Genomic DNA, 22,892 nt, shown 5'->3' on the forward strand with positions numbered 1-22,892 from the left:
ATTCCCCTCCGGTCCGCCGGCAACCGCCTGCGCGACCCTACGAACGTCTGAAGTCGGCGGAAGGGTCGGCTATTTCGCCGATTTTGCTTTGGGCGAGCGGGCTTTCTTCGCGCTCGGCTCCGCGGCGGTCGTCTGTGGTGGCTCTTCCGGCTTGGTGGCGCGCGGCTTGCGGGTGGGCGGGGAGCCGGCCTGCAGTTCCTCGGTCAAGTCACCACCGGCTTCGTCCCCCGCCGCCGAGGTGGCGGGTTCGGACGCGTCGCTGCTGGCCCCCTGTGACGCCGCATGCCAGTGATGCTCGTCGCGACCGTGCGGACGGCCCTCCTCTTCCCAAAGCTGGTAGGCGCGGGTGCGAATCGCGTCATGGCGGTCGTCGGACATGCTCTGCTCCATCGAGTCTCGGGACGGTGGACGCCCCCTCAGGATGAAATAATCCGAACACCTCCCGGTTCCCCCGTCAATTGCGGCACGACCACATACGTATGGGGTGAGCCGCTCTCGCGTGCCGTAGCGGCAGTCCATAGCGGGAGGGCGGACGGCTGGCCTTCGCCGCCGATGCTGGTAGGAGCCGCGACCGGAGGGGCGAGGACGACGATGACGACGACGATCAGCGGGCCGCTATGACACCCTTCGCCGCGCATCGCCGCGATCTTGGCGCGCTGGCGGAGCGCGATCGGTACCGTAGCCTGCACGCACGTGCGGGCATCGACTTCGCCTCGAACGACTATCTCGGGCTGGCCGGGTCGCCGCGCCTACGCGACGCGGTCGGGGAGGCGATCGGGCGTGGCGTCGCGATCGGGTCGGGCGGATCGCGGCTGCTGCGCGGCAACGATCCGGAGCACGAAGCGCTGGAGACGGAGGCGGCTTCGTTCTTCGGCGCGGAGTCGGCGCTGTATTTTTCAAGCGGCTTCGCGGCGAATGCGACCCTGCTCGCGACGCTGCCGCAGCGGGGCGACCTGATCGTCCACGACACGCTGATCCATGCCAGCGCGCATGACGGCATGGCCCTCGCCCGCGCACCGGTCGCCGTCGCGCGCCACAACGACGCGCAGTCGTTCGCCGACGCGATCGCGGGCTGGCGGGTCGCTGGCGGCGTCGGCACGCCGTGGATCGTGGTCGAAAGCCTCTACAGCATGGACGGCGACCGCGCGCCGCTGGATGCGCTGACCGCGATCGCGGACCGGTACGACGCCGTGCTGATCGTCGACGAAGCGCATGCGACGGGGGTGTTCGGGCCGGACGGGCGCGGATTGCTGGGCGACCGGCCGCGCGGCGATCGTGTCGTCAGCCTGCACACCTGCGGCAAGGCGCTGGGCTGCGAAGGCGCACTGGTCTGCGGGCCGCGCGTGGTGACGGATTTCCTCGTCAACCGCGGGCGGGGCTTCATCTTTTCCACCGCTCCTTCGCCCCTGATGGCCGCGGCGGTGCGGGAGGCGCTGCATATCCTGTCCGACGAACCCGAGCGCCGCACCGCACTGGCCGAACGCATCGCCACGGCGGAGCGCCTGCTGTCGCCGCTTGGCGCGACGGCGACGGAATCCCAAATCCTGCCGCTGGTGTTGGGCGAGGACGCGCAGGCGATGCGCGTTGCGGCGGCGCTTCAGGCGGCGGGGCTGGACGTGCGCGGCATCCGCCCGCCGACGGTTCCAGCGGGCACAGCGCGGCTGCGGATCTCGCTGACGCTCAACATCGACACCGCCGATATCGAGCGGCTGGCCGACACGCTGGAGGAGGTTTTGCGGTGAACCACGCGATCGTCGTCACGGGCACCGATACCGATGTCGGCAAGACGGTGTTTGCCGCCGCCCTCGCCGGCGCGCTCGCCGCGCACTACTGGAAGCCGGTGCAGGCGGGCGACCTCGACCACGGCGATGCCGCGCGCGTCGCTTCGCTGTCCGGATTGCCGGCCGCGCACATCCTGCCCGAGGCATATCGGCTGACGACGCCCTGCTCTCCCCACCGCGCCGCCGCGATCGACGGCGTCACGATCGATGCCGACCGGCTAGCCCTGCCACCCCAGCGGCCGCTGGTTGTCGAGGGTGCGGGCGGCGCGCTCGTCCCGATCGACGGCAACCTGCTTTATGCCGATGTGTTCGCGAAGTGGGCGCAGCCGGTGGTGATCGTCGCGCGCACGGGGCTCGGCACGATCAATCACAGCCTGATGACGATCGAGGCGCTCCGCCACCGCGGCGTCGCCATTCTCGGCGTCGCGTTTTCGGGCGAGGCCGTCGAGGATAGCGAGGCGACGATCTGCCGGATCGGCCAAGTGAAGCGGCTCGGTCGCCTGCCCCGCCTCGCCACGCTCGATGCGGATACGCTGCGCGCGGCGTTCGCGGCGAACTTCGACATCGAGGATTTCGCATGAGTTCGCCGATCTGGCATCCCTTCACGCAGCACGGGCTGGGCGAGCCGATCCCGCTCGTCACGCACGGCAAGGGCGCGGCGCTTCACACCGACGACCGTCGCCGGATCGTCGATGCGATCTCGTCCTGGTGGGTGACGACGCACGGTCACGGCCACCCGCGGATCATGGCGGCGATCGCCGAGCAGGCGCAGCGGCTGGACCAGATCATCTTCGCGGGCTGGACGCATCAGCCCGCCGAAGACGTGGCGCTCGGACTGCTGGCGATCATGCCCCCGTCGCTGACGCGTGTGTTCTTTTCCGACTCGGGTTCGACCAGCGTCGAGGTCGCGCTGAAGATGGCGCTGGGTCACTTCGCGAACCGGGGCGAGCCGCGGACCCACATCGTCGTGATGCAGCACAGCTATCACGGCGACACGGTCGGCGGGATGTCGGTCGGCGCACGCGGGGTGTTCAGCGCCGCCTATGCGCCGCTGCTGTTCGATGTCGCCGTCATCCCCTTTCCCACGGCGGGTCACGAGCAGGAGACGCTGGAGGCGCTGGAGGCGGCGTGTCGCACGCAGCCGGCGGCGTTCATCGTCGAACCGCTGGTGCTCGGCGCGGGCGGGATGCTGATGTACGGCGCGGACACGTTGCGCGCGATGCACGCGATCTGCGCGAGGCACGGCGTGCTGTTCATCGCCGACGAGGTGATGACCGGCTGGGGCCGCACCGGCACGCTGCTCGCCTGCGAACAGGCGGAGATCGCACCGGATATCCTGTGCCTGTCGAAAGGGTTGACCGGCGGTAGCCTGCCGCTGGCGGTGACGATGGCGAGCGAAGACATCTATCAAAGCCACTGGTCGACCGATCGCGCGCGGATGTTCTTCCACTCGTCCAGCTACACCGCCAACCCGATCGCGTGCGCCGCCGCAGTCGCGAACCTGGCGATCTGGCGTGACGAACCGGTGGGGGAGCGGGTATCCTCGCTGGCCGCGCGGCAGGCCGCACGGCTCGACCGACTGGCGGCGTTGCCCGGTGTGGCCGATGCCCGCTCGCTCGGCACGATCGCCGCGCTCGATCTGGAGGTGCCGGACGCTGGTTATCTGTCGGCGCTTGCCCCGCGGCTGTTGGCGCAGTTCCGCGACGCCGACCTGTTGCTGCGCCCACTGGGCAACACGCTCTACGTCATGCCACCCTATTGCATCGACGATGCCGACCTCGATCGTATCTACGACGCGCTTGGCGAGGCGGTCCTCCAGACGCAAAAAAGCCCCGGGATCCAGTAGATACCGAGGCTTTTTGAATGGTGGGCGTGGCAAGGATTGAACTTGCGACCCCTGCGATGTCAACACAGTGCTCTACCACTGAGCTACACGCCCACAAAGGGGAAGCGCGCCTCTAGCGGCGGGTGCCGCGGAGCGCAAGCGCCTAATTCAGGCCGGCGAGATCCGTCTCGAACAGGCGATCGACCTCGGCCACCAAGTCGCGGAGATGGAAGGGCTTGGACAGGACGCGCGCGTTGGGCATCGCCTTGCCGGCCTTGAGCGTGACGGCGGCAAAACCCGTGATGAACATGACGCGCAGATTGGGCGAAACCTCCCCCGCACGCTGTGCCAGTTCGATGCCGTCCATTTCCGGCATGACGATGTCGGTCAGCAGCAGGTCGAAGGATTCCGTCTGGATCAGGGGCAGCGCGGCGGTGCCGCGATCGACCGCCGTGACGGCATAGCCGGACTTCTGCAACGCGCGCGTCAGATATTCGCGCATCACCTGGTCGTCTTCGGCCAGCAGGATTCGGATCATCGCTCGGTACTTCCCTCGTCGTCGAGCCGATGTAGCCACGGGACGGTTAAGATTTCCAGTCGAAAGGCTCACCACGTCGCAGGGCCGCGACGGTCCTTCCCCTTGCCCGGATGCCGCGATAGCATGGTGCCCGATGCAGCCTTCCTTCGACCGCTACGGCACCTGGCCGCCCGCCTCGCCGGTGGTCGTGTCGGTGCCGCATGCCGGGCGCGAGTATCCAGCGGCGCTGATCGACGCGTTGCGCGTGCCGGTCGCTTCGCTGCGCAGCCTGGAAGATCGGCGGGTCGATGCCGTCGCGCTGGCGGCATGCGGCGTGGAGACGATGCTGATCCAGCGGCGCGCACGCGCGTGGATCGACCTGAACCGCAGCGAGGACGAGCGCGACCCCCGCGTGGATGCCGGCGCGCCGCCGCTGCCGGCGGTGCCGTCAGCCAAGTTGCGCAGCGGACTGGGCCTCGTGCCGCGACGGGCGGGCGGCGTGGGCGACATCTGGCGCGGGCGGTTCTCCGGCGCGGCGATAACCCAGCGGCTGGTGGAGGATCACCGCCCCTATCATGCTGCGCTGGACAAGGCGCTGACGGCGGCGCAGGCGCGATTTGGGGCGGCGGTGCTGCTCGACCTGCATTCGATGCCGTCGCTCGGCCGAATGCAGCCGCGGATCGTGATCGGCGACCGGTTCGGCAGCGCAGCGGGATCGCGCTTCACGGCACGTGTCGAATCCGCGGTGGCGGCGACGGGGTTGCCGCATGGGCTGAACACTCCCTACCCCGGCGGCTTCGTGACGCAGGCGCACGGTCGACCCGCGCTGGGCATCCACGCCGTCCAGCTCGAAATCGACCGCAGCCTGTACCTCGATGCTCGGCTGGACGATGTCGGTCCGGGCCTCTCTGTGGTCGTGGCGATGGTGCGTGCGGTGATCGACGCGCTGGCGGATGAAGCACTCGCGCAACCGCTGGCGCTGGCCGCCGAATAAAAAACCACCCCGCAGCGCGAAGCGTACGAGGTGGCCAAGGTTCAGGGAGGAGACACGCTAAAAGCGTGTCGTACGGCCTCGCGAAAGGGGGGACACGAAACCGTACATGGCATAAATGGGTAAGTGGCCGATTGGTTCAAGCCCGACCCGGAAAAAATGCATTTTTACAGGTCGCGCGCGTAACGATCTGCCGGGCGGGGCGACGACAGCCCGAGAACCGCCGCCGCCCCTTGGTGTTTACACGCCCTGCGGCAACGACGGCGGCGTCTTGCCCTGCTGGACCTGACGGCCGAAGACCTCCCGCATCAGCGCCAGCGAGAAGAGGTGTGCATAAAGGAGCGGCAGCATGCCGGACTGCTGCATCTTGCGAAGCTGGTCGCCGCGCAGGCCGTTGAGCTTCTCCTCGTTCACCATCTGGAAGCCGCGATAGATGAACGGCTGGCCGCCGGCGTCGGGCTGGATGCTGACTTCGCCTTCCATCAACAGGCCCAGCTCGCGCAATTCGCGCATGAAGTTCTGGGTCCGCTGGCCGGCCTGTTCGAACTGCTCGTTGAACGCCAGGATCTGCTTGGTGACCTCGGTCGGCTGGCCGTTCTCGAACAGCTTGTCGCCCTCGTCATACGCGCCGAGCACCGGGCTGCTCGGATCGAAGCAGAGCGACAGCTCCTCCGACTCCGGGCGCAGCCGCGCGAGCATGTACGGGTAGCGACGGACATAGGCCGGCACGTAGAAATTGTCGTCGACCAGCTTGCCGTCGTCACCGATGAAGACGTTCACTCCCTCGTTCAGGCCCATCAGGCCGAGCGGGATCGCGTCGTCGCCGACCGAAAACACGATCGGCATGAAACGCTGCACCAGCGCGAACTCGTCCGTAGTGATCGGGATCGCATGCTGGCCGATCAGGTGCGGTGCGCTGTCCTGCGGCTGGATGCGGTAGTCGGCGTGAGTCTCGCTCGAAAGCGGCTCCAGGCCATTGTAGAAAAGCGGCAGTTGCGGCGCGCTGGCCATAATTCTCTCCGTCGTCATGTCGCAGGCCCGCCCCCCGATGGGCCGCCCGCCGATCGGCAGAGGCTCTATTGGCCGCGCGCTGGCGGCGCAAGCAGCTTGCCGGGGTTGAGAATGCCCAGCGGGTCCATCGCCTGCTTGATCGCCATCAGCGCCATCATCCGCGCGGGCGATGCGATCCGCGCCAGTTCGTCGCGCTTCATCTGGCCAATGCCATGTTCGGCGGAGATGGTGCCGCCCGCCGCGTCGACGAGGTCGTGGACGAAGCGGGTGATGACGGGTGCATCCTCCGCGTACCAGCGGTCGCGGTCGACGCCTTCGGGCGCGCGGACGTGGAAATGGATGTTGCCATCGCCCAGGTGACCGAAGCCCGAAGCATCCGTGCCGGGGAAGCGATGCTCGGCCGCGCTTGCTGCCTGCTGCATGAAGGCGGGCATCGTCGCGACCGGCACGGCGATGTCGAACTGGACGGCAGGGCCCCTCGCCCGCTCCGCATCGGACAGCGAATCACGCAGGCGCCAGAACGCCTCGGCCTGCGCTTCGCTGACCGCGATCGTCGCATCCTCCACCAGCCCGCCCGCGAGCGCTGCGCCAAGCAGACGTTCCAGCATCGCAGCCGGCGCCTCCGCGTCGTCAGTCGCTGCCGTGGCCTCGATCAGCAGATGCCAGCGGTGTCGCCCCTGCAAGGGCGCGCGGGAGCCGGAGACATGCGCGAGCGCGGCGTCGAGCGTGGCCGCCGGCATGATCTCAAAACTTTCGATCGTGTCAGTGTCGCGCTGGAAGCTGCGCAATAGGGCCAACGCCGTTTGGGGATCGCTCACGCCCGCCCAGGCGACGCCCCGCGCCGCCACGGCAGGGGCCAGCCGTAATGTCGCGGCGGTGACGATCCCGAGCGTCCCCTCCGCTCCCACGAGCAGATGATCGAGGTCGTAGCCGCGATTGTCCTTCTTCAGGGCCGCGAGTCCGTCATAGATGGAGCCATCCGCCAGCACCGCCTCCACGCCCGCGACCAGCCCGCGCATCGTGCCGAACCGCAGCACCTGCGTGCCGCCGGCGTTGGTCGATACCAAGCCGCCGATCGTCGCGCTGCCCCGTGCGCCGAGGGTCAGGGGAAAACGTCGGCCGACCGTCAGCGCAGCATCGTTGAAGGTCTGGAGAACGACACCCGCCTCGACCACCGACAACCCCGCCTCGGCGTCGATCGAGCGGATGCGGTCGAGCCGGCGCAGCGACAGGATCAGCGCGCTGCCGTCCGCGGGAGGAGTCGCTCCGCCGACCATCGAACTATTGCCGCCCTGCGCCACCAGCGGCACGCGGTGTCGCGCCGCCGCTGCCACGATCGCGGCGACTTCGGCAGTGTTCGCGGGAGTCAGGATCGCAGGCGACGCGCCCTGCCACCGCTTGCGCCAATCCTGCAGCCACGGGGCGATCGTCGCGGCGTCGGTGACGATGCCCTTAGGCCCGAGCACCGGGGCAAGCTCCGCCAGCATCGCGGCCTGAGCGGAGGTCAGTTGGGGAGTGGTGGCACCAATCATCTTGCCTGATCGGCTAGGCGCAATTCATGAGGCGTTCAACGATCCCCGCTACCACCCTGCCCCGGAACGATGATCGCCAAAGCCTTGCCCCTTCTCGTCGCGCTGGCGGCGCCACTCGCCCTCGCGGCGGAAGCGCCCGCGCAACGGCCTTCGCGTGTCGTGGTGACGCAGTTGACGATCCACGAGCGGATCACGATCCGCGTGCCGAGGATGAACGTACCGGGCCGCGTCGCGCTGACCGCGCCGACCATATGGAAGGAGAGCAAGGGGCCGAAATGCATCGCCGCCGCCAGTCTGGCAGGCGCGATGGTATCGGCTCCCGCGACGATCGATCTTGTCGTGCAGGGCGGGCAGCGCGTTCGCGCCAAGCTGGGTCGGCAATGCCGATCGGTCGACTTCTATTCGAACTTCTATATCCGGCCGGGTAGCGACGGTCAGGTCTGCGCCGACCGCGACACGATCCGCGTGCGATCGGGCGCATCATGCGAGATCGACTCGTTCAAATTATTGAAACCGGTGCGATAAGGCCACGCAGCCACCCCAAAGCGGCACAACTTCGCCGGTTTTCTTGACTTTGCCGGTCGAATACGCGAGCGCAACGGAGCTAGCGCGCGGGGGATCGCGCGCCCATTTTCCGGACCGCTACATGAGCTTTGCCGATCTCGGCCTGTCCCCCGAACTTCTCAAGGCCGTCAACGACGCCGGCTATGACACGCCCACGCCGATCCAGGCGCAGGCGATCCCGCCTGTGTTGATGATGCGCGATATCATCGGCATCGCCCAGACCGGCACCGGCAAGACCGCGTCGTTCGTGCTGCCGATGATCGACATCCTGGCCCAGGGCCGCAGCCGCGCGCGCATGCCGCGCAGCCTGATCCTGGAGCCGACGCGCGAACTTGCCGCGCAGGTCGCCGAGAACTTCGAGAAATACGGGGCCAACCACAAGCTGTCGATGGCGCTGCTGATCGGCGGCGTATCGATGGGCGACCAGATCAAGGCACTGGAAAAGGGCGTCGACGTCCTGATCGCGACGCCGGGCCGCCTGATGGACCTGTTCGGCCGCGGCAACATCCTGCTGACCGGCTGCTCGCTGCTCGTGATCGACGAGGCGGACCGGATGCTCGACATGGGCTTCATCCCGGACATCGAGGAAATCTGCACGAAGCTGCCCAAGCAGCGGCAGACGTTGCTGTTCTCTGCCACGATGCCCGCGCCGATCAAGAAGCTGGCGGACAGGTTCCTCGACAATCCCAAGCGGATCGAGGTCGCGCGCCCGGCATCGACCAACATCAACATCACCCAGTGGCTGGTATCGGTGAAAGCGGCGGACAAGCGCGAGCGTCTGCGACGCCTGCTCGCCCAGCCGGAAGTGACCAACGCGATCGTCTTCTGCAACCGCAAGACGACTGTCCGCGAACTGAACAAGGTGCTGAAGCAGGCCGGCTTCAAGTCGGGCGAGATCCACGGCGACATGGAACAGCCGCAGCGGCTGGCCGAGCTGGAGTTGTTCAAGCGCGGTGACGTCACGATCCTCGTCGCGTCCGACGTTGCGGCGCGCGGCCTCGACATCAAGGGCGTCAGCACCGTCTTCAACTATGACGCACCCTGGCACCCCGACGATTACGTCCATCGGATCGGCCGCACCGGTCGCGCGGGGGCGACGGGTACCGCCTACACGTTCGCCGCGCCGGACGATGCCGAGAATATCGAGAATATCGAGAAGCTGACCGGCCAGAAGATCCCCCGCCTCGAAGCGGAGTCGACGCGCGTGGCCGAGCCTGACGCAGAAGCACCGGCGGAGCGCCCGCGTCGCGGACGGCGGCCGGAGCGTGCCGAGAGTGCGGTCCCGGCCGCGCCGGTGCATGACGTCGCTCCGATGCGGGAGCCGGTGCCGGAGCGTTCTCCCCCGTCGCAGCCTCAGCAGCAACGCGATACGCGGCAGGAGCAATTTCGTCAGCAGCAGCAGGATCGTGCACCTCGACGCGAGCGGCAGGACGACCGCTACGGCGACCGCAGCGACCAGCGCCGCGATCGTTATCGCCGCGACGAGCGCGACGATGGTCCCGACGAGGGCTGGAACGGACCGATCCCGGAGTTTCTGAAGGTCGCACTCGTCATCCAACCGTGATGGTCGCGCGTACCTCCATCATGGTCGGGTTAAAGCAGCCGGAGTCGGAAGAGGTCGCGTCGCCGTGCGTCAATACCTGCACGCTCGATCCGGTGACGGGCTGGTGCGTCGGATGCGGCCGGTCGATCAGCGAGATCACCGGATGGGGCACCCGCCCCGCCTCGGAACGGCGCGCCATCCGGGCGGAGTTGCCCGCGCGGATGGCGGCCTTGGCGCGCGTTGGACGTCACTGACGTCCAAATAGGCCTCAGGCTGCGGCGGCCTGTTCGTCCAGCTGATGCGCGCGCTGGAACGCCGGGCGGGCGGTGAGGCCCGCCAGATAGCTTTCAAAAGCCTCGCGCTTTGGCAGCGTGCCGAACATCATGCCCCAGGCGATGTGGCTGCCGACATAGACATCCGCTGCCGAGAAACGATCACCGGCGATGAAGCTCCTGCCCTTCACCGCCGCCTCCAGCGCATCGACCGTAGTGTCGTAGCTGCCATAGCCGACCATGCGGCCTTGCTCTGGCGTGACCTCGATCTTGCGGGATCGGTCGATCACCGCCTGCTCGACCGGGCCTGCGGCAAAGAACAGCCAGCGATAATAATCGGCACGCCCCGTCGTTGGCGGTGCAAGACCGGCGTCGGGGAAGGCATCGGCGAGATAGGCACAGATCGCGGCGCATTCGGTGACGACATGGCCGTCGTGGACGATCGCCGGCACCTTGCCCATCGGATTGATCGCCAGATACTCGGCGGCCTTCATGCTGTCGGCATAGCCCAGAAGCACGGTGTCGTATGGCGCGCCGACTTCCTCCAGCATCCACCGGGCGATGCGGCCACGCGATTGCGGGTTTGTGTAGAAGACCAAGGTCATCATGCTTCCCTTCAGAGCTGCTTCTTGAACAGCGCCAGCTGGCGTGCCCATGCGCGCTCCGCCTGCGGCTGGTTGTAGGCGCGGCTGTCGGGCGGGCACCAGCCGTGGTTCGCGCCCTCGTACACCTCGATCTCGGCAGGAATTTTGGCGGCGGCGAAGGCGGCGCGCAATTTGGTCTTGTCGTCGGGTGAGCGGGCGTCGTCGTTGGCGGCGATTGCGATCAGGTAGCCGCCTTTGAGCCGGGACACGAGCTTGTCGGGACTGTCCGGCGCGTCGCCGACCAGCGCCGCACCGTGGAACGACGCGCCGGCTTTCACCCGATCCGGGCGGGCGGCGGCGGTGCGCATCATCATCGGGCCGCCCATGCAATAGCCGGTGACCGCGATGCCGCGGCGGGTGTCGACCTGTTTCTGGGTGTCGAGCCATGCGACGAAGGTCTTGCCGTCGCTGGTCACTGCCTCGGCGGTCAGAGGCGTGCGCCACGGCATGATGCGGTCGCGGACGGCGGGTTGGTCGAAGCTTTCGCCGGGCTTCAGGAAGGGCGCCTTCACCGACCTGTAGAACTGGTTGACGACCAGCACCGCATAGCCGGACTCGGCCAGCCGCCGGGCCATCTGTTCGAACGCCGGACGCAGCCCCATAATGTCGGGCCAGATCAGCACCGCCGGATGGCGGCCCGTCGCAGGGGCGACGAAATAGGCGTCGCAGATGCCGTCCGGCGTCTTGATCGTCACCGCCTTGCCGGCGACCGTCACCGCGCCGGCGGGGCTGGGCAGCAGCGCGATCAGGCTCGCCGCGCCCATGCCGATGCCGAAATCGCGGCGGGTCGTACCGCGGTCGTTGTCGTCGGCGGTATGGTCGTCGCACATGGTCAGCGTCCCCTCGTTTTGCCGCAGCTTAGGCGGAAAACGAAGGGACGCAACCGGTTGGGATCAGCGGCGGAACGGGTCGTCGAACAGCGCGCGCGCCTGCGATGCGGGATCGTCGCCGTGCAGCACTGCGTCGGCATCGCGCGCCTGCTGCTCGCGCTCCGCGTGAAGCTGCGCGATCAGCGCCTCGCGATCGCCTTCGAGGCGGCTGTCGGTCGGCTGCGCATCCTCCGGGCTGCCCTTGGCGGCCTTCGCCACCGCGGCGTCGAGCTCGCGCTGCGTTGTCAGGCCGAGCGTCACCGGATCCTTCGGCGTGATGTTCGCGATGTTCCAGTGGCTGCGGTCGCGGATCGCGGCGATCGTGGTACGCGTCGTGCCGATCAGGTTGCCGATCGCGCCGTCGCTGATTTCCGGGTGATTGCGGATGATCCAGGCGATACCGTCCGGCTTGTCCTGACGCTTGGACACGGGCGTGTAGCGCGGGCCCTTGGTCCGGCGGACCTGCTCCGGCCCCTTCGTCATCTTCAGGCGATAGTCGGGATCGGCCTGACCCTTGTCGATCTCGTCCTGGCCGAGCTCGTGCGCGCGCACCGGATCGCGGCCGGTCAGCTTGGTCGCGGCGGTGTCGTCGGCGATCGCCTGCACCTCCAGGATGTGGAGACCGCAGAAATCCGCGATCTGCTCGAACGAGAGCGCGGTATTATCGACCAGCCAGGAAGCGGTCGCGTGGGGCATGAGCGGCTGGGCCACGGGCGGAAACTCCGTCTAAAACAGAAAGGGCCGCCCCTTCCCGGAGCGGCCGCACATTGCCTGCGATGTAGAACGCCCGCGCCCCGAGGGCAACCCGGTGCGGGGATTTCAGGCGGCGAGCGGCACAAGAGCCGGGGCGGCCGTGCGAATGGGAGCCAAGGCCGCGACGAACTGGCGCGCGCTGGCCGCCCAGCTGAACCGCCCTGCATAGGCGGCGCAGGTCACGCGGTCGCGGGTCAGCGCGGCGGCGATCGCGGCGTCCAGATTCTCGTCCATCGAACCGACGCGGTCGTCCAGCACGTCCATCGGCCCCGCCACCGGGTAAGCGGCGACCGGCGTGCCGCACGCCAGCGCCTCGACCATCACCAGCCCGAACGTGTCCGTCCGGCTGGGGAAAACCAGCACGTCGGCGCTGCGATACGCCGCGGCCAATTCCGCCCCAGTCCGGGAGCCGAGGAACAGGGTACCCGGAAACTCGCGCTCCAGCTTCGCACGCGCCGGACCGTCTCCGACCACGACCTTGGTGCCGCGATGGCCGCAAGCGAGGAAGGCGGGCAGGTTCTTCTCGACGGCCACGCGACCGACATACAGCAGCACCGGTCCGGCCAGACCGGTCATCGCCGGATCGCGCGCCCCGTCGCTGCCGAAGGTCGCGAAGTCGACGCCGCGACCCCATGCCCGCACCCGGTCGATCCCGCGATCGACCAGCGTCGCCTCCACCGTCGGCGTCGACGCCAGCACGGCGTGCGACGCGCCGTGGAACCACCGGATGTAGCGCCACATCCAGGATGGATCGACGCCGGTCCGCGCGGCGACGTAGTCCGGAAACTGCGTGTGAAAGGCGGTGGTGAAGGACAGGTCGCCCGCCACGCACCACGCGCGGGCGGCGATGCCGAGCGGGCCTTCCGTAGCGATATGAATCGCGTCCGGTGCAAACTCGCCCAGCAGGCGACCGACCGTCTTCTTCCCCGCCAGCGCGAGCCGGATGTCGGGATAGGTGGGGCACGGGAAGTTGCGGAACCGATCAGGGGAGACGACCATCACCTCATGTCCTGTCGCGGCGAGTTCGCGCGTCAATGCCTCCAGCGTGCGGACGACGCCGTTGACCTGCGGGCTCCAGGCGTCGGTGACGATGGCGATGCGCATCCCGGTGTTCCTCATGCTGCTGCGGCCAGTGTGACGATCGTCGCGGTCCGCGCGCGGTCGGCCATCTCGTCGGCCCAGCGCAGGATTTCCATCGTGCCGTCGACATGCTCGACCAGCGCGGTGCAGCTCTCGACCCAATCGCCGTCATTGTAATAGGCGACGCCCTCGATCTCCCGCTGCTCGGCGGTGTGGATGTGGCCGCACACGACCCCGTCGACGCCGCGCGTGCCCGCCGCGTGCGCCACGACCTCCTCGAAGTCGGAGATGAAGGCGACGGCGTTCTTCACCTTCGCCTTGGCATGCTGCGACAGCGACCAATAGGGCATGCCCAGCCCTCGGCGGGCGAGATTGAACCAGCGGTTCACGCCCATCAGCACGGTGTAGGCGGCATCGCCGACATGCGCGAGCCAGCGATGTGCCAGCGTGATCGCGTCGAACTCGTCGCCGTGCAGCACGAGCAGGCGGCGACCGTCCGCGGTGACGTGGATCGCCTGACGCCGGATTGCGATGCCGCCGAAGTCGAGGCCGGTGAACTGGCGGAACACTTCGTCGTGATTGCCGGGGATGTACGTCACTTTCGTGCCGCGCTTCGCCCGCTTGAGTAGCCGCCAGACCACGTCGTTGTGCGCGGCGGGCCAGAAGAACCTCTTCTTCAGCCGCCATCCGTCGATCATGTCGCCGACCAGGAACAGATGCTCGCTGTCGACATGATCGAGGAAGTCGATGAGCATCCCCGCGTTGCAACCACGCGTGCCGAGGTGCACGTCGCTGATCCAGATCGTCCGATAGCGCCGCCGCTCCACGACACGCTCGGGCACGCTGGGGCGCGAATTGGCGAAATCGGTCAGATCGGTGATGTCTGCCAAGGTCGCGACGGTCATGGCGTGCCTCCCGGTGTCCCTCCGGATGCGATAGTCCAGGGATGTGACGGGGGCGTTCCGGCGGCGTGACGATCGCGCGACGGCGATGTGACGGAACCGCGTCGGTTTGCGCACGATCCGGATCGAAGTGGAGGAAGTGGAGGCGTCGGACGGGGTCCTCCACTTCGACGTCGAGAGTGGTGTTCCGAGCGTCGATGACAGAGTGGCAATGCGGTTTGGCATGGCACGACGATCTCATGTCCGGGGCGTGTAGGACAGCGGGCCTCGGGCGGGTTGACCGATGAGCTTTGCCGATCGGGCATTTGAGCCCCTGTCGCGTCATGCCGACGAACTTCGGGATGATGATGGAGTGGGTAACTTCCTCGGGGCCGCGGGCGCGTAAGGTGCGACGGGGCGTTCAGGACCAGCGAGTTGCATCGACGCGTCAACATCGCCATCGTTTGGTGACGACAATCGTGCCTTCAAGGAGCCCGACATGCGAACCACCCTCGCGCTCGATGACGCGTTGCTTGCCCGCGCTCAGGATTTGACGGGACTGCGTGAGAAGTCATCGCTGGTTCGGGAAGCGCTCAGGGCGTTGATCGAGCGGGAAAGCGCCCGGAGGCTTGCGCTGCTCGGCGGCAGCGACCCTGATGCGACAGCAGCACCGCGCCGCAGGCCTATCGATCCGACATGATCCTCGTCGACACTTCGATCTGGATCGACCATCTCCGGTCGAACCAAAAGCCATTGGTCGAGGCGTTGCGGACAGGATTGGTCCTCTGCCACCCCTTTGTCATCGGTGAACTGGCATTGGGCAGCCTTCGGGACCGCGCAATGGTGCTCGCCATGCTTAGCGAACTGCCGCAGGCAGCTGTCGCCGGGACGGAAGAGGTTCTGATCTTCCTCGAACACCATCATCTGTTCGGTCTCGGCATCGGCTATATCGATGCTCACCTTCTGGCGTCGATCCGGCTCACTCCCAACTGTCAGCTATGGACGCGGGACAGACGCCTCGGCGATGCTGCGGACAGGCTGGAACTTCGTTGGCATTCAGGCTGAAGGCTATTCCACCGTCAGCACGATCTTGCCGACGTGGTCGCCCGCTTCCATCCGGCGGTGGGCGTCGGCGGCGTCTGCGAGGCGGAAGACGCGGTCGATGACGGGTTTGAGGTTGCCGGCCTCGACATGGGGCCAGACGGTGCGGGTGAGTTCGTCGGCGACCAGCGACTTGAACGCGGCGTCGCGAGCCCGCAGCGTCGAGCCGGTGAGGGTCAGGCGGCGGCGCATGATGTCGAACAGGGGCACCGTCGCCGATGCGCCGCGCTGGACCGCGATCGAGACGTGGCGGCCGTCCTCCGCCAGGCATTGCAGGTTGCGGGGAACATAGTCGCCGCCGACCATGTCCAGCACGGCCTGCACCCCCTGCCCGTCGGTGATATCCTTCACGCGCTCCACGAAATCGTCCTGCGAATAGTCGATCGCATGCGCCGCGCCGAGGTTGAGCGCGGCCCGGCATTTGGCGGCGCTGCCGCAGGTGACGATGACGGTAAGACCGAACAGCTTCCCGAGCAGGATCGCCATCGTGCCGATGCCGCTGGTGCCGCCGTGGACGAGGACGCTGTCCCCCTCCGTCGCGTAGGCCCGCTCGAACAGGTTGGTCCACACGGTGAACAGCGTCTCCGGCAAAGCCGCCGCTTCGATCATCGACAGTGCCGGCGGCACCGGCAGGCACTGGCCGAAGGGCGCGACGGCGTATTCCGCATAGGCGCCCCCGGCGACGAGCGCGCAGACGGGCTGGCCGATCTGCGCCGCATCGACACCCTCGCCCACCGCCGCGATCGTGCCGGACAGTTCGAGACCGAGGATGCCGGGCGCGCCGGGGGGCGGCGGGTATTTGCCCTGCCGCTGCATGACGTCGGGGCGATTGACGCCGGTGGCGGCGACGCGGACCAGCACCTCGCCGGGGCCGGGCACCGGCACCGGACGCTGGACCGGGGCCAGCACCTCCGGCCCGCCGGGCTGGTCCGGATCGATCGCGGTCATCGTCGCAGGGATCGAGTCCATCGGTTCGCCTTAAACGGGAGGTGGTCGTCGGTCGGGCTTATTGACAACGTGTCCGCGCGGGTCAACGTTCTGGGTTCAGGAGCCGGAACACCGTGGACATCGACGACGCCCCCTCCCGCCGCAACGACCTTCTCGACCAGCTGGTGCGCGAGGATCTGGACCCGTTGTCGGTGACCGAACTGGAATCGCGGATCACGGTGCTGGAGGGTGAAATCGCCCGCGTCCGGCGCAAGCACGAATACGCCGTTAACCATCGGGCAAGCGCCGACGCGCTATTCCGGCGGTGAGCGTCGCGGCGCGCGCCCGATTGGGAAGGCCGCGCCGCTTGATGATGGGCGTCACCGTTCCGACATACACGGAAAGGGCTCGTCATCGGGCCCGACTGGAGTAGCAACATGCCGTCATTCGCCCCCGCGCTGGAAACCACGCTGCACAAGGCGCTGGAGGCCGCGTCCTCGCGCCGCCACGAATATGCAACGCTGGAACACCTGCTGCTTGCGCTGATCGACGATGAGCACGCATCCAAGGTGATGACGGCGTGCCATGTCGATCTGGGTGAGCTGAAGACCACGGTCGCGCATTACCTCGACACCGAACTGGATGCGCTGAAAGTCGATGCGCAGACCGATCCGTCCCCCACCAGCGGGTTCCAGCGCGTCGTTCAGCGCGCGATCCTGCACGTGCAGTCGTCGGGCCGCGACGAGGTGACCGGCGCGAACGTGCTGGTCGCGCTGTTCAGCGAGCGCGAAAGCTACGCGGTGTATTTCCTGCAACAGCAGGACATGAGCCGGCTGGATGCGGTCAGCTTCATCAGCCACGGCGTCGGCAAGGGCGGCGCGGCCGAGGCGACCCCGCCCAAGGGTGCGGCCGAGGACGAGAAGCCGCAAAAGGGACAGGAGAAGGGCAAGACGGAAAGCGCGCTGAAGCAATTCACCGTCGACCTCAACGAGAAGGCGAAGATCGGCAAGGTCGATCCGCTGATCGGTCGCGGCCCGGAAGTGGATCGCACGATCCAGATCCTGTGCCGCCGGTCGAAGAACAACCCGCTCTATGTCGGCGATCCCGGCGTCGGCAAGACGGCGATCGCCGAGGGGCTGGCGCGGAAGATCGTCGAGGGCGACGTGCCCGACGTGCTGCGCGAGGCGGTCATCTACTCGCTCGACATGGGCGCGTTGCTGGCCGGCACGCGCTATCGCGGCGATTTCGAGGAGCGGCTGAAGGCGGTCGTCAACGAGCTGGAAAAGCTGCCGCACGCGGTGCTGTTCATCGACGAGATCCACACTGTCATCGGCGCGGGCGCAACCAGCGGCGGCGCAATGGACGCGTCGAACCTGCTGAAGCCGGCTCTGTCGGGCGGTTCGATCCGGTGCATCGGGTCGACGACCTACAAGGAGTTCCGCAACCACTTCGAAAAGGACCGTGCGCTGTTGCGGCGGTTCCAGAAGATCGACGTGAACGAGCCGACGATCGAGGATACGATCAAGATCCTGGCGGGGCTGCGCTCAGCATTCGAGGAGCATCATTCGGTCAAGTACACGCCGGATGCGATCAAGTCGGCGGTCGAGCTTTCGGCGCGCTACATCAACGACCGCAAGCTGCCGGATAAGGCGATCGACGTGATCGACGAGGTCGGCGCGATGCAGATGCTGGTGCCCGCCGCCAAGCGGAAGAAGACGATCACGCCGAAGGAGATAGAGGCCGTCATCGCGACGATGGCGCGTATCCCGCCGAAGAGCGTCAGCACCGACGACAAGATGGCGCTGGCGACGCTGGAGACCGACCTGAAGCGGGTGGTGTTCGGGCAGAACAGCGCGATCGAGAAGCTGGCGTCGGCGATCAAGCTGTCGCGGGCGGGGCTGCGCGATCCGGAAAAGCCGATCGGCAACTATCTGTTCACCGGCCCGACCGGCGTCGGCAAGACGGAGGTCGCCAAGCAGCTGTCGGCGATCATGGGCATCCCGCTCCAGCGGTTCGACATGTCCGAATATATGGAGCGTCACTCGGTCAGCCGGCTGATCGGTGCGCCCCCGGGCTATGTCGGGTTCGATCAGGGCGGTCTGCTGACCGATGCGGTCGACCAGAATCCGCATTGCGTGCTGCTGCTGGACGAGATCGAGAAGGCGCATCCCGACCTGTTCAACATCCTGTTGCAGGTGATGGATAACGGTCGCCTGACCGACCAGCACGGCAAGACGGTCGATTTCCGCAACGTCATCCTGATCATGACGACGAATGCGGGCGCGTCCGACATGGCGCGCGAGACGGTCGGCTTCGGTAACCTGACCCGCGAGGGCGAGGATGAGCAGGCGGTACAGAAGATGTTCACGCCGGAATTCCGCAACCGGCTGGATGCGATCGTGCCGTTCGGATACCTGCCGACCGAAGTGGTCGCGCGGGTGGTCGACAAGTTCATCCTGCAGCTGGAATTGCAGCTGGCGGACCGCAACGTCCACATCAACCTGGACGACGCGGCGAAGAGCTGGCTGACCGAAAAGGGCTATGACAAGCTGTACGGCGCACGGCCGATGGGCCGCCTGATCCAGGAAAAGATCAAGCAGCCGCTGGCCGAGGAACTGCTGTTCGGGAAGCTGGTCCACGGCGGCGAGGTGACGGTGCGAATGAAGGACGGCGCGCTGTCGTTCGGCATCGAACCCGCAGCGCCGAAGAAGCCACGCAAGAAGGGCGGCAAGCCTGCGCCGGTCGAGGCGGAGTAGGCTTCGCACTGGATGAAATGAATTGGGGCGGTGGCGCGAAGGTGCCGCCGCCCTTTTCGTTTTTCGATCGGGGTGCGTTCAGCCCTGTGACTGCGGGCACGTCAAAGTGCTGCCGACACTCCGTTCAGGCGGCGAGCGTGAATTTGTCTCCGGGACCTCCGCACCCCGGCGCGGTTCCTGCACTCGTTCGCAATCGAAGCGCAGTCACCTACCGCGCCTGGCTCGTCGCGCGTACGTACCGCCGATCGGAAGGAGCGCAGTCGAAGATGGTATCTGCGGCGTTAACCTTTCGTTGAAGGCGGTGGCGTAACGATCGGGGCATGATCGAGCGGGTGGTGCGACAGTGGTGGATGGCTTTGGTCATGCTGCTCGTCGCGTGGGTGCCCTCCCCCGCCGCCGCGTCGATGGGCACGCCGCTGGACGTGTGCGTCGTCCGCGCCGCGCCCGGCATGACCGCCGCCGCGCTGTTCGCCGGACCGGAGCGGTTCGACTGCACCTCGCCGCAGCGGGCGTTCGGCGGCGGCGATTTCTGGGTTCTGTCGCAGCCGCTGCCGAAGGTCGCCAGTCACGGTCCGCTGACGATCCGCACCGGCAGCGTGTGGCAGAACCGGGTGATGCTCCACATCCTGTTCGCCGATGGCACGATCCGGCAGGCGGGTTATACCAGCCGGACCACCGGCGAGCGGCTGATGCTGGGGGCGATGATCGCCCAAACGCTGCCGCACCATGACGCCGCCGCGGTGCGGCTGCTCTGGCATGTCGAGGGGGCTGCGAACATCCGCGGGATCGTGCGCCAACCGATGCTGGCGACGCATGGCGAGAACGCGGACTCCGAAGTGTCGCTGGCGGCACTGTACGGCGCGTTCGGCGGCATGGTGCTCGCCCTGGTCGTGTATAATCTGGCGCTGTGGCGCGCGTTGCGGCAGGCGTTCCAGCCCGCCTATTGCCTGCTCCTGCTGTGCCTGCTGCTATACGCCCTCAGTTCGTCGGGTGCGCTAGGGCAATGGTATCCCGGTCTGGACAACAACGATCGCATCCGGATCAGCGGTCTGGCGCTGGCCGGATCGGCGACGAGCGTGATGTTCTTCGCCCGGCTGTTCTTCGAGCCGCGCGTGTTCGCGGGCTGGCTGGGCCCGGCCACGACCGCGGGGATGATCGCGACGATGGCGAGCGCGACGGCGTTTGCGGTGCTGGCGCCGTGGCAGATCCACGTGCTCGACGTGTTCATGATGGGATCGATCGCGGTGCTGATCGTGCTCGTGCCCATCATTCTGTTCAGCGCGTGGCGGCAGCGGTCCAATTTCCTGTGGATGTTCGCGATCGCCTGGGGCGTGCCGATCGCGGCGGCCGGGATGCGGATCACCGGCGCCTATGGCTGGACGGCGGACAATTTCTGGGTCGACAATTCCACGTTGATGGCGATGGCGGTGGAGGCGATCATGTCCAGCATCGGCATCGCCTATCGCATCCACCTGCTGGCGAAGGAGCGCGACGAGGCTCGCGTACAGGAGATAGCGGCGCGATTGCTGGCGGACAGCGATCCGCTGACCGGATTGCTCAACCGCCGGTCGTTCCTGTCGCAGGCGATCGGGCGGGAGGGGCCGCAGACGCTGCTGATTGCCGATCTCGATCACTTCAAGGCGGTGAACGAGACGATCGGCCATGACGGCGGCGACGAGGTCCTGCGCGCCTTCGCCAAGGCGCTCCGGACGGTCGTGCCGAACAGCGCGCTGGTCGCGCGCATCGGCGGCGAGGAGTTCGCGGTGATCGTCGACGCGAGCATCGGACTAGCAGCGTCGCGGGTGCTCGACTCGCTGCGAGGCATCCGCATGCCGTACGACATGGCCGTCACCGCCAGCATCGGCACCTGCACCGGACCGCTGGCGAAGGAGACCGACTGGAAGGCGCTTTACCGTTGCGCCGACCGCGCGCTGTACGAGGCGAAGGCGGCGGGCCGCGACCGGGCAAGAGATGCGGGGGCGCTGTCGGCGGCGGCATGAGCTACCGAGATCGACGGCGGTGGCCATCGTCGGGGTAAGACAGCTTGCGGGAGACGGGGCAGCGCCTTGCCTCCCCATCGCCCGTGTCGCATAGCGGCGCGATGGATAGCACGCCCTCCACCCCACCGGACACCACTGCGAAGACCGCCAGCGAGGCCCCGATCGACGACCTGTCGTTCGAGGCAGCATTGAAGGAACTGGAGCGGATCGTCGGGCGGCTGGAGAGCGGCGATGCGACGCTGGACGAGTCGATCCGCCTGTACGAGCGCGGCGACCGGCTGCGCGCGCGCTGTGCGGAGCGGCTGGATGCGGCGCAGGCGCGGATCGAGGCGATCCGGCTCGACGCCTCGGGCAATCCCGCCGGCACCCGCCCGTTCGCGGCGGGCTGAGCATGGCCGACGCGGAAGCCCCGACTTCGACCGCAAATGCGCCGCTGGCGGATGCGATCGCGCTGGTCGCGGGTGAAGTCGATCGCCGCTTCGACACGCTGCTGGCGATCCCTGACGATCCGCGCGCCGACCTGTACCGGGCGATGCGGCATGCGGCGATCGGCGGGGGCAAGCGGCTGCGGCCGCTGCTGACGATGGCGACGGCGGACCTGTTCGGCGTGTCGCGCGAGTGTTCGCTGCTGGTCGGCACCGCGATCGAGGCGATCCACGTCTATTCGTTGATCCACGACGACCTGCCGGCGATGGACGACGACGACATGCGGCGCGGCAAGCCCACCGTGCACAAGGTGTTCGGCGAGGCGGCGGCGATCCTGGCGGGCGATTGCCTGCATGCGCTGGCATTCGAGGTGTTGGCCGATCCAGACACTCATCCCGACCCGTTCGTGCGCGCGGAGCTGGTGCTCGACCTGTCGCGCGCCGCCGGGCCGAGCGGTATGGCCGGCGGTCAGATGATGGACCTGGAGGCGGAGAAGGCGCGCTTCGATCTGGCCACCGTCACGCGGCTGCAACAGATGAAGACCGGCGCCCTGATCTCCGCCGCGGTCGAGGCGGGGGTGATCCTGGGCCGCGTCGCGCCGGAGGGGCGGCGGTCGCTGCGCGGCTATGCGCACGATCTGGGGCTTGCGTTCCAGATCGCCGACGACCTGCTGGATGCGGAGGGCGACGAGGCGCTGGTCGGCAAGGCGCTGCGCAAGGATGCCGGTGCGGGGAAAGAGACGTTCCTGTCGCTGCTGGGTGTCGACCGTGCGCGCGAGCAGTGCCGGATGCTCGTGGATCAGGCGGTCGAGCATCTGCACGCCTACGGGCGTGAGGCGGACCTGCTGCGCGCGGTCGCCCGCTATGTCGTGGACCGCGACCGGTGAGCCGGATCGGCGTCTATCCGGGTACGTTCGACCCGATCACGCTCGGCCACATGGACATCATCCGGCGCGGTGCGAAGCTGGTCGACCGGCTGGTTGTCGGCGTGACGACGAACCCGAGCAAATCGCCGATGTTCTCCGTCGAGGAGCGGATGGCGACGGTGCGGCGCGAGGTCGAAGGGATCGACGCGGTGATCGATGTCGTTTCGTTCGATGCGCTGCTGATGGATTTCGCGGTTCAGCAAGGGGCCAGCGTGATCGTGCGCGGGCTGCGTGCGGTGGCCGATTTCGAATATGAATATCAGATGGCGGGAATGAACCAGCAGCTCAACCGCGAGGTGGAGACGGTGTTCCTGATGGCCGACGTGGCATTGCAGCCGATCGCGTCGCGGCTGGTCAAGGAAATCGCGTTGTTCCGAGGCAACATCGCCAACTTCGTCACGCCCAGCGTCCGCGACGAGGTCGTCGCCCGTGTCGCATCGCTGGGCCCGCGCGGCGGCTGACGTTCAGATTGGCGCAAGCGCGGAAGTGGTCTA

The 22,892-nt window shown here is 67.5% G+C and carries 25 protein-coding genes and 1 tRNA gene; 15 read left to right on the forward strand and 11 right to left on the reverse strand.

Translation table 11 applies throughout. From position 1 onward, the window contains the following. Nucleotides 1-69: 69 nt before the first annotated feature. Complete coding sequence (locus tag ILT43_RS05240; RefSeq protein ID WP_204195863.1) at nt 70-378, reverse strand: DUF2934 domain-containing protein; 309 nt, start codon at nt 376-378, stop codon at nt 70-72. Between the two features lie 239 nt (nt 379-617). Here ILT43_RS05240 and ILT43_RS05245 point away from each other — a divergent pair, with 239 nt between their 5' ends. Genes ILT43_RS05245 through ILT43_RS05255 form a run of 3 tightly spaced genes read left to right on the forward strand, consistent with a single transcriptional unit; the run spans nt 618 to nt 3,627 of the window. Further along, complete coding sequence (locus tag ILT43_RS05245; RefSeq protein WP_204195869.1) at nt 618-1,742, forward strand: 8-amino-7-oxononanoate synthase; 1,125 nt, start codon at nt 618-620, stop codon at nt 1,740-1,742. Further along, complete coding sequence (bioD, locus tag ILT43_RS05250; protein WP_204195872.1) at nt 1,739-2,362, forward strand: dethiobiotin synthase; 624 nt, start codon at nt 1,739-1,741, stop codon at nt 2,360-2,362. The genes ILT43_RS05245 and bioD overlap by 4 nt, the downstream gene beginning before the upstream one ends. Next, nucleotides 2,359-3,627, forward strand: a complete 1,269-nt coding sequence (locus ILT43_RS05255) for an adenosylmethionine--8-amino-7-oxononanoate transaminase (protein WP_204195877.1) — start codon at nt 2,359-2,361, stop codon at nt 3,625-3,627. Before bioD ends, ILT43_RS05255 begins: the two co-directional genes overlap by 4 nt. Before the next feature lie 18 nt (nt 3,628-3,645). Here ILT43_RS05255 and ILT43_RS05260 read toward each other — a convergent pair. Next, nucleotides 3,646-3,720: transfer RNA gene (locus ILT43_RS05260), tRNA-Val, on the reverse strand. A gap of 49 nt (nt 3,721-3,769) precedes the next feature. Then, nucleotides 3,770-4,144, reverse strand: coding sequence for a cell cycle two-component system response regulator CpdR (cpdR, locus tag ILT43_RS05265; protein WP_204195880.1), 375 nt, complete (start codon nt 4,142-4,144; stop codon nt 3,770-3,772). A gap of 133 nt (nt 4,145-4,277) precedes the next feature. Between cpdR and ILT43_RS05270 the strand changes: the two genes are divergently transcribed. Continuing rightward, a complete protein-coding gene (locus ILT43_RS05270) occupies nt 4,278-5,117 on the forward strand; it encodes an N-formylglutamate amidohydrolase (protein WP_204195882.1) in 840 nt (279 codons plus the stop codon). A gap of 237 nt (nt 5,118-5,354) precedes the next feature. Here ILT43_RS05270 and ILT43_RS05275 read toward each other — a convergent pair whose 3' ends face one another. Beyond that, entirely contained in the window at nt 5,355-6,125 is a 771-nt protein-coding gene (locus tag ILT43_RS05275; RefSeq protein WP_204195893.1) for a SapC family protein, read from the reverse strand. A gap of 65 nt (nt 6,126-6,190) precedes the next feature. After that, the gene (locus tag ILT43_RS05280) at nt 6,191-7,657 is read right to left on the reverse strand and encodes an FAD-binding oxidoreductase (protein ID WP_204195895.1); all 1,467 of its coding nucleotides are present in this window, start codon (nt 7,655-7,657) and stop codon (nt 6,191-6,193) included. 69 nt (nt 7,658-7,726) lie between these two features. Here ILT43_RS05280 and ILT43_RS05285 point away from each other — a divergent pair, with 69 nt between their 5' ends. From ILT43_RS05285 to ILT43_RS05295, 3 genes are all read left to right on the forward strand, one after another. Beyond that, nucleotides 7,727-8,182, forward strand: coding sequence for a hypothetical protein (locus tag ILT43_RS05285; protein ID WP_204195896.1), 456 nt, complete (start codon nt 7,727-7,729; stop codon nt 8,180-8,182). A gap of 121 nt (nt 8,183-8,303) precedes the next feature. Beyond that, complete coding sequence (locus ILT43_RS05290; RefSeq protein WP_204195897.1) at nt 8,304-9,785, forward strand: DEAD/DEAH box helicase; 1,482 nt, start codon at nt 8,304-8,306, stop codon at nt 9,783-9,785. A gap of 20 nt (nt 9,786-9,805) precedes the next feature. Further along, nucleotides 9,806-10,018: a DUF1289 domain-containing protein gene (locus ILT43_RS05295; protein WP_211534398.1), complete on the forward strand. Its 213-nt coding sequence runs from the start codon at nt 9,806-9,808 to the stop codon at nt 10,016-10,018. A 14-nt stretch (nt 10,019-10,032) separates the two neighbouring features. On the opposite strand, the gene ILT43_RS05300 is transcribed toward ILT43_RS05295, so the two are convergent. From ILT43_RS05300 to ILT43_RS05320, 5 genes are all read right to left on the reverse strand, one after another. After that, nucleotides 10,033-10,644 (reverse strand): glutathione S-transferase family protein, encoded by a 612-nt coding sequence (locus tag ILT43_RS05300; protein ID WP_204195899.1) that lies wholly within the window; start codon nt 10,642-10,644, stop codon nt 10,033-10,035. An 8-nt stretch (nt 10,645-10,652) separates the two neighbouring features. Next, nucleotides 10,653-11,510 carry a dienelactone hydrolase family protein gene (locus ILT43_RS05305; RefSeq protein ID WP_204195900.1) on the reverse strand — a complete coding sequence of 286 codons (858 nt, stop codon included), beginning with the start codon at nt 11,508-11,510 and terminating at the stop codon, nt 10,653-10,655. 63 nt (nt 11,511-11,573) lie between these two features. Continuing rightward, nucleotides 11,574-12,260 (reverse strand): DUF1013 domain-containing protein, encoded by a 687-nt coding sequence (locus tag ILT43_RS05310; protein ID WP_318293458.1) that lies wholly within the window; start codon nt 12,258-12,260, stop codon nt 11,574-11,576. Between the two features lie 108 nt (nt 12,261-12,368). Then, nucleotides 12,369-13,406 (reverse strand): glycosyltransferase family 4 protein, encoded by a 1,038-nt coding sequence (locus ILT43_RS05315; protein ID WP_204195901.1) that lies wholly within the window; start codon nt 13,404-13,406, stop codon nt 12,369-12,371. 11 nt (nt 13,407-13,417) lie between these two features. Continuing rightward, nucleotides 13,418-14,287 carry a UDP-2,3-diacylglucosamine diphosphatase gene (locus tag ILT43_RS05320; RefSeq protein WP_204195902.1) on the reverse strand — a complete coding sequence of 290 codons (870 nt, stop codon included), beginning with the start codon at nt 14,285-14,287 and terminating at the stop codon, nt 13,418-13,420. Between the two features lie 475 nt (nt 14,288-14,762). On the opposite strand from ILT43_RS05320, the gene ILT43_RS05325 reads away from it, so the two are divergent. Together ILT43_RS05325 and ILT43_RS05330 are read left to right on the forward strand one after the other, a co-directional pair. Further along, nucleotides 14,763-14,963: a type II toxin-antitoxin system VapB family antitoxin gene (locus ILT43_RS05325; protein ID WP_204195903.1), complete on the forward strand. Its 201-nt coding sequence runs from the start codon at nt 14,763-14,765 to the stop codon at nt 14,961-14,963. Beyond that, complete coding sequence (locus ILT43_RS05330; protein WP_204195904.1) at nt 14,960-15,328, forward strand: type II toxin-antitoxin system VapC family toxin; 369 nt, start codon at nt 14,960-14,962, stop codon at nt 15,326-15,328. Before ILT43_RS05325 ends, ILT43_RS05330 begins: the two co-directional genes overlap by 4 nt. Before the next feature lie 3 nt (nt 15,329-15,331). On the opposite strand, the gene ILT43_RS05335 is transcribed toward ILT43_RS05330, so the two are convergent. Beyond that, nucleotides 15,332-16,333 carry an NAD(P)H-quinone oxidoreductase gene (locus tag ILT43_RS05335; RefSeq protein ID WP_204195905.1) on the reverse strand — a complete coding sequence of 334 codons (1,002 nt, stop codon included), beginning with the start codon at nt 16,331-16,333 and terminating at the stop codon, nt 15,332-15,334. Between the two features lie 92 nt (nt 16,334-16,425). Here ILT43_RS05335 and ILT43_RS05340 point away from each other — a divergent pair, with 92 nt between their 5' ends. The 6 genes from ILT43_RS05340 to coaD all read left to right on the forward strand — a co-directional run bounded on the left by ILT43_RS05340 (nt 16,426) and on the right by coaD (nt 22,859). Further along, a complete protein-coding gene (locus tag ILT43_RS05340) occupies nt 16,426-16,620 on the forward strand; it encodes a DUF1192 domain-containing protein (RefSeq protein ID WP_204195906.1) in 195 nt (64 codons plus the stop codon). A gap of 108 nt (nt 16,621-16,728) precedes the next feature. After that, nucleotides 16,729-19,047 carry an ATP-dependent Clp protease ATP-binding subunit ClpA gene (gene clpA / locus ILT43_RS05345; protein ID WP_204195907.1) on the forward strand — a complete coding sequence of 773 codons (2,319 nt, stop codon included), beginning with the start codon at nt 16,729-16,731 and terminating at the stop codon, nt 19,045-19,047. Nucleotides 19,048-19,367: 320 nt separating this feature from the next. Beyond that, a complete protein-coding gene (locus tag ILT43_RS05350) occupies nt 19,368-21,047 on the forward strand; it encodes a GGDEF domain-containing protein (protein ID WP_204195908.1) in 1,680 nt (559 codons plus the stop codon). Between the two features lie 101 nt (nt 21,048-21,148). Then, a complete protein-coding gene (locus ILT43_RS05355; RefSeq protein WP_204195909.1) occupies nt 21,149-21,436 on the forward strand; it encodes an exodeoxyribonuclease VII small subunit in 288 nt (95 codons plus the stop codon). Nucleotides 21,437-21,438: 2 nt separating this feature from the next. Further along, the gene (locus tag ILT43_RS05360; RefSeq protein WP_204195910.1) at nt 21,439-22,359 is read left to right on the forward strand and encodes a polyprenyl synthetase family protein; all 921 of its coding nucleotides are present in this window, start codon (nt 21,439-21,441) and stop codon (nt 22,357-22,359) included. Then, on the forward strand, nt 22,356-22,859 hold the full coding sequence (coaD, locus tag ILT43_RS05365) for a pantetheine-phosphate adenylyltransferase (protein WP_204195911.1): 504 nt from the start codon (nt 22,356-22,358) through the stop codon (nt 22,857-22,859). The genes ILT43_RS05360 and coaD overlap by 4 nt, the downstream gene beginning before the upstream one ends. Nucleotides 22,860-22,892: the final 33 nt, after the last annotated feature.

Source organism: Sphingomonas longa (assembly GCF_016892685.1).
Classification (GTDB): Bacteria; Pseudomonadota; Alphaproteobacteria; order Sphingomonadales; family Sphingomonadaceae; genus Sphingomonas; species Sphingomonas longa.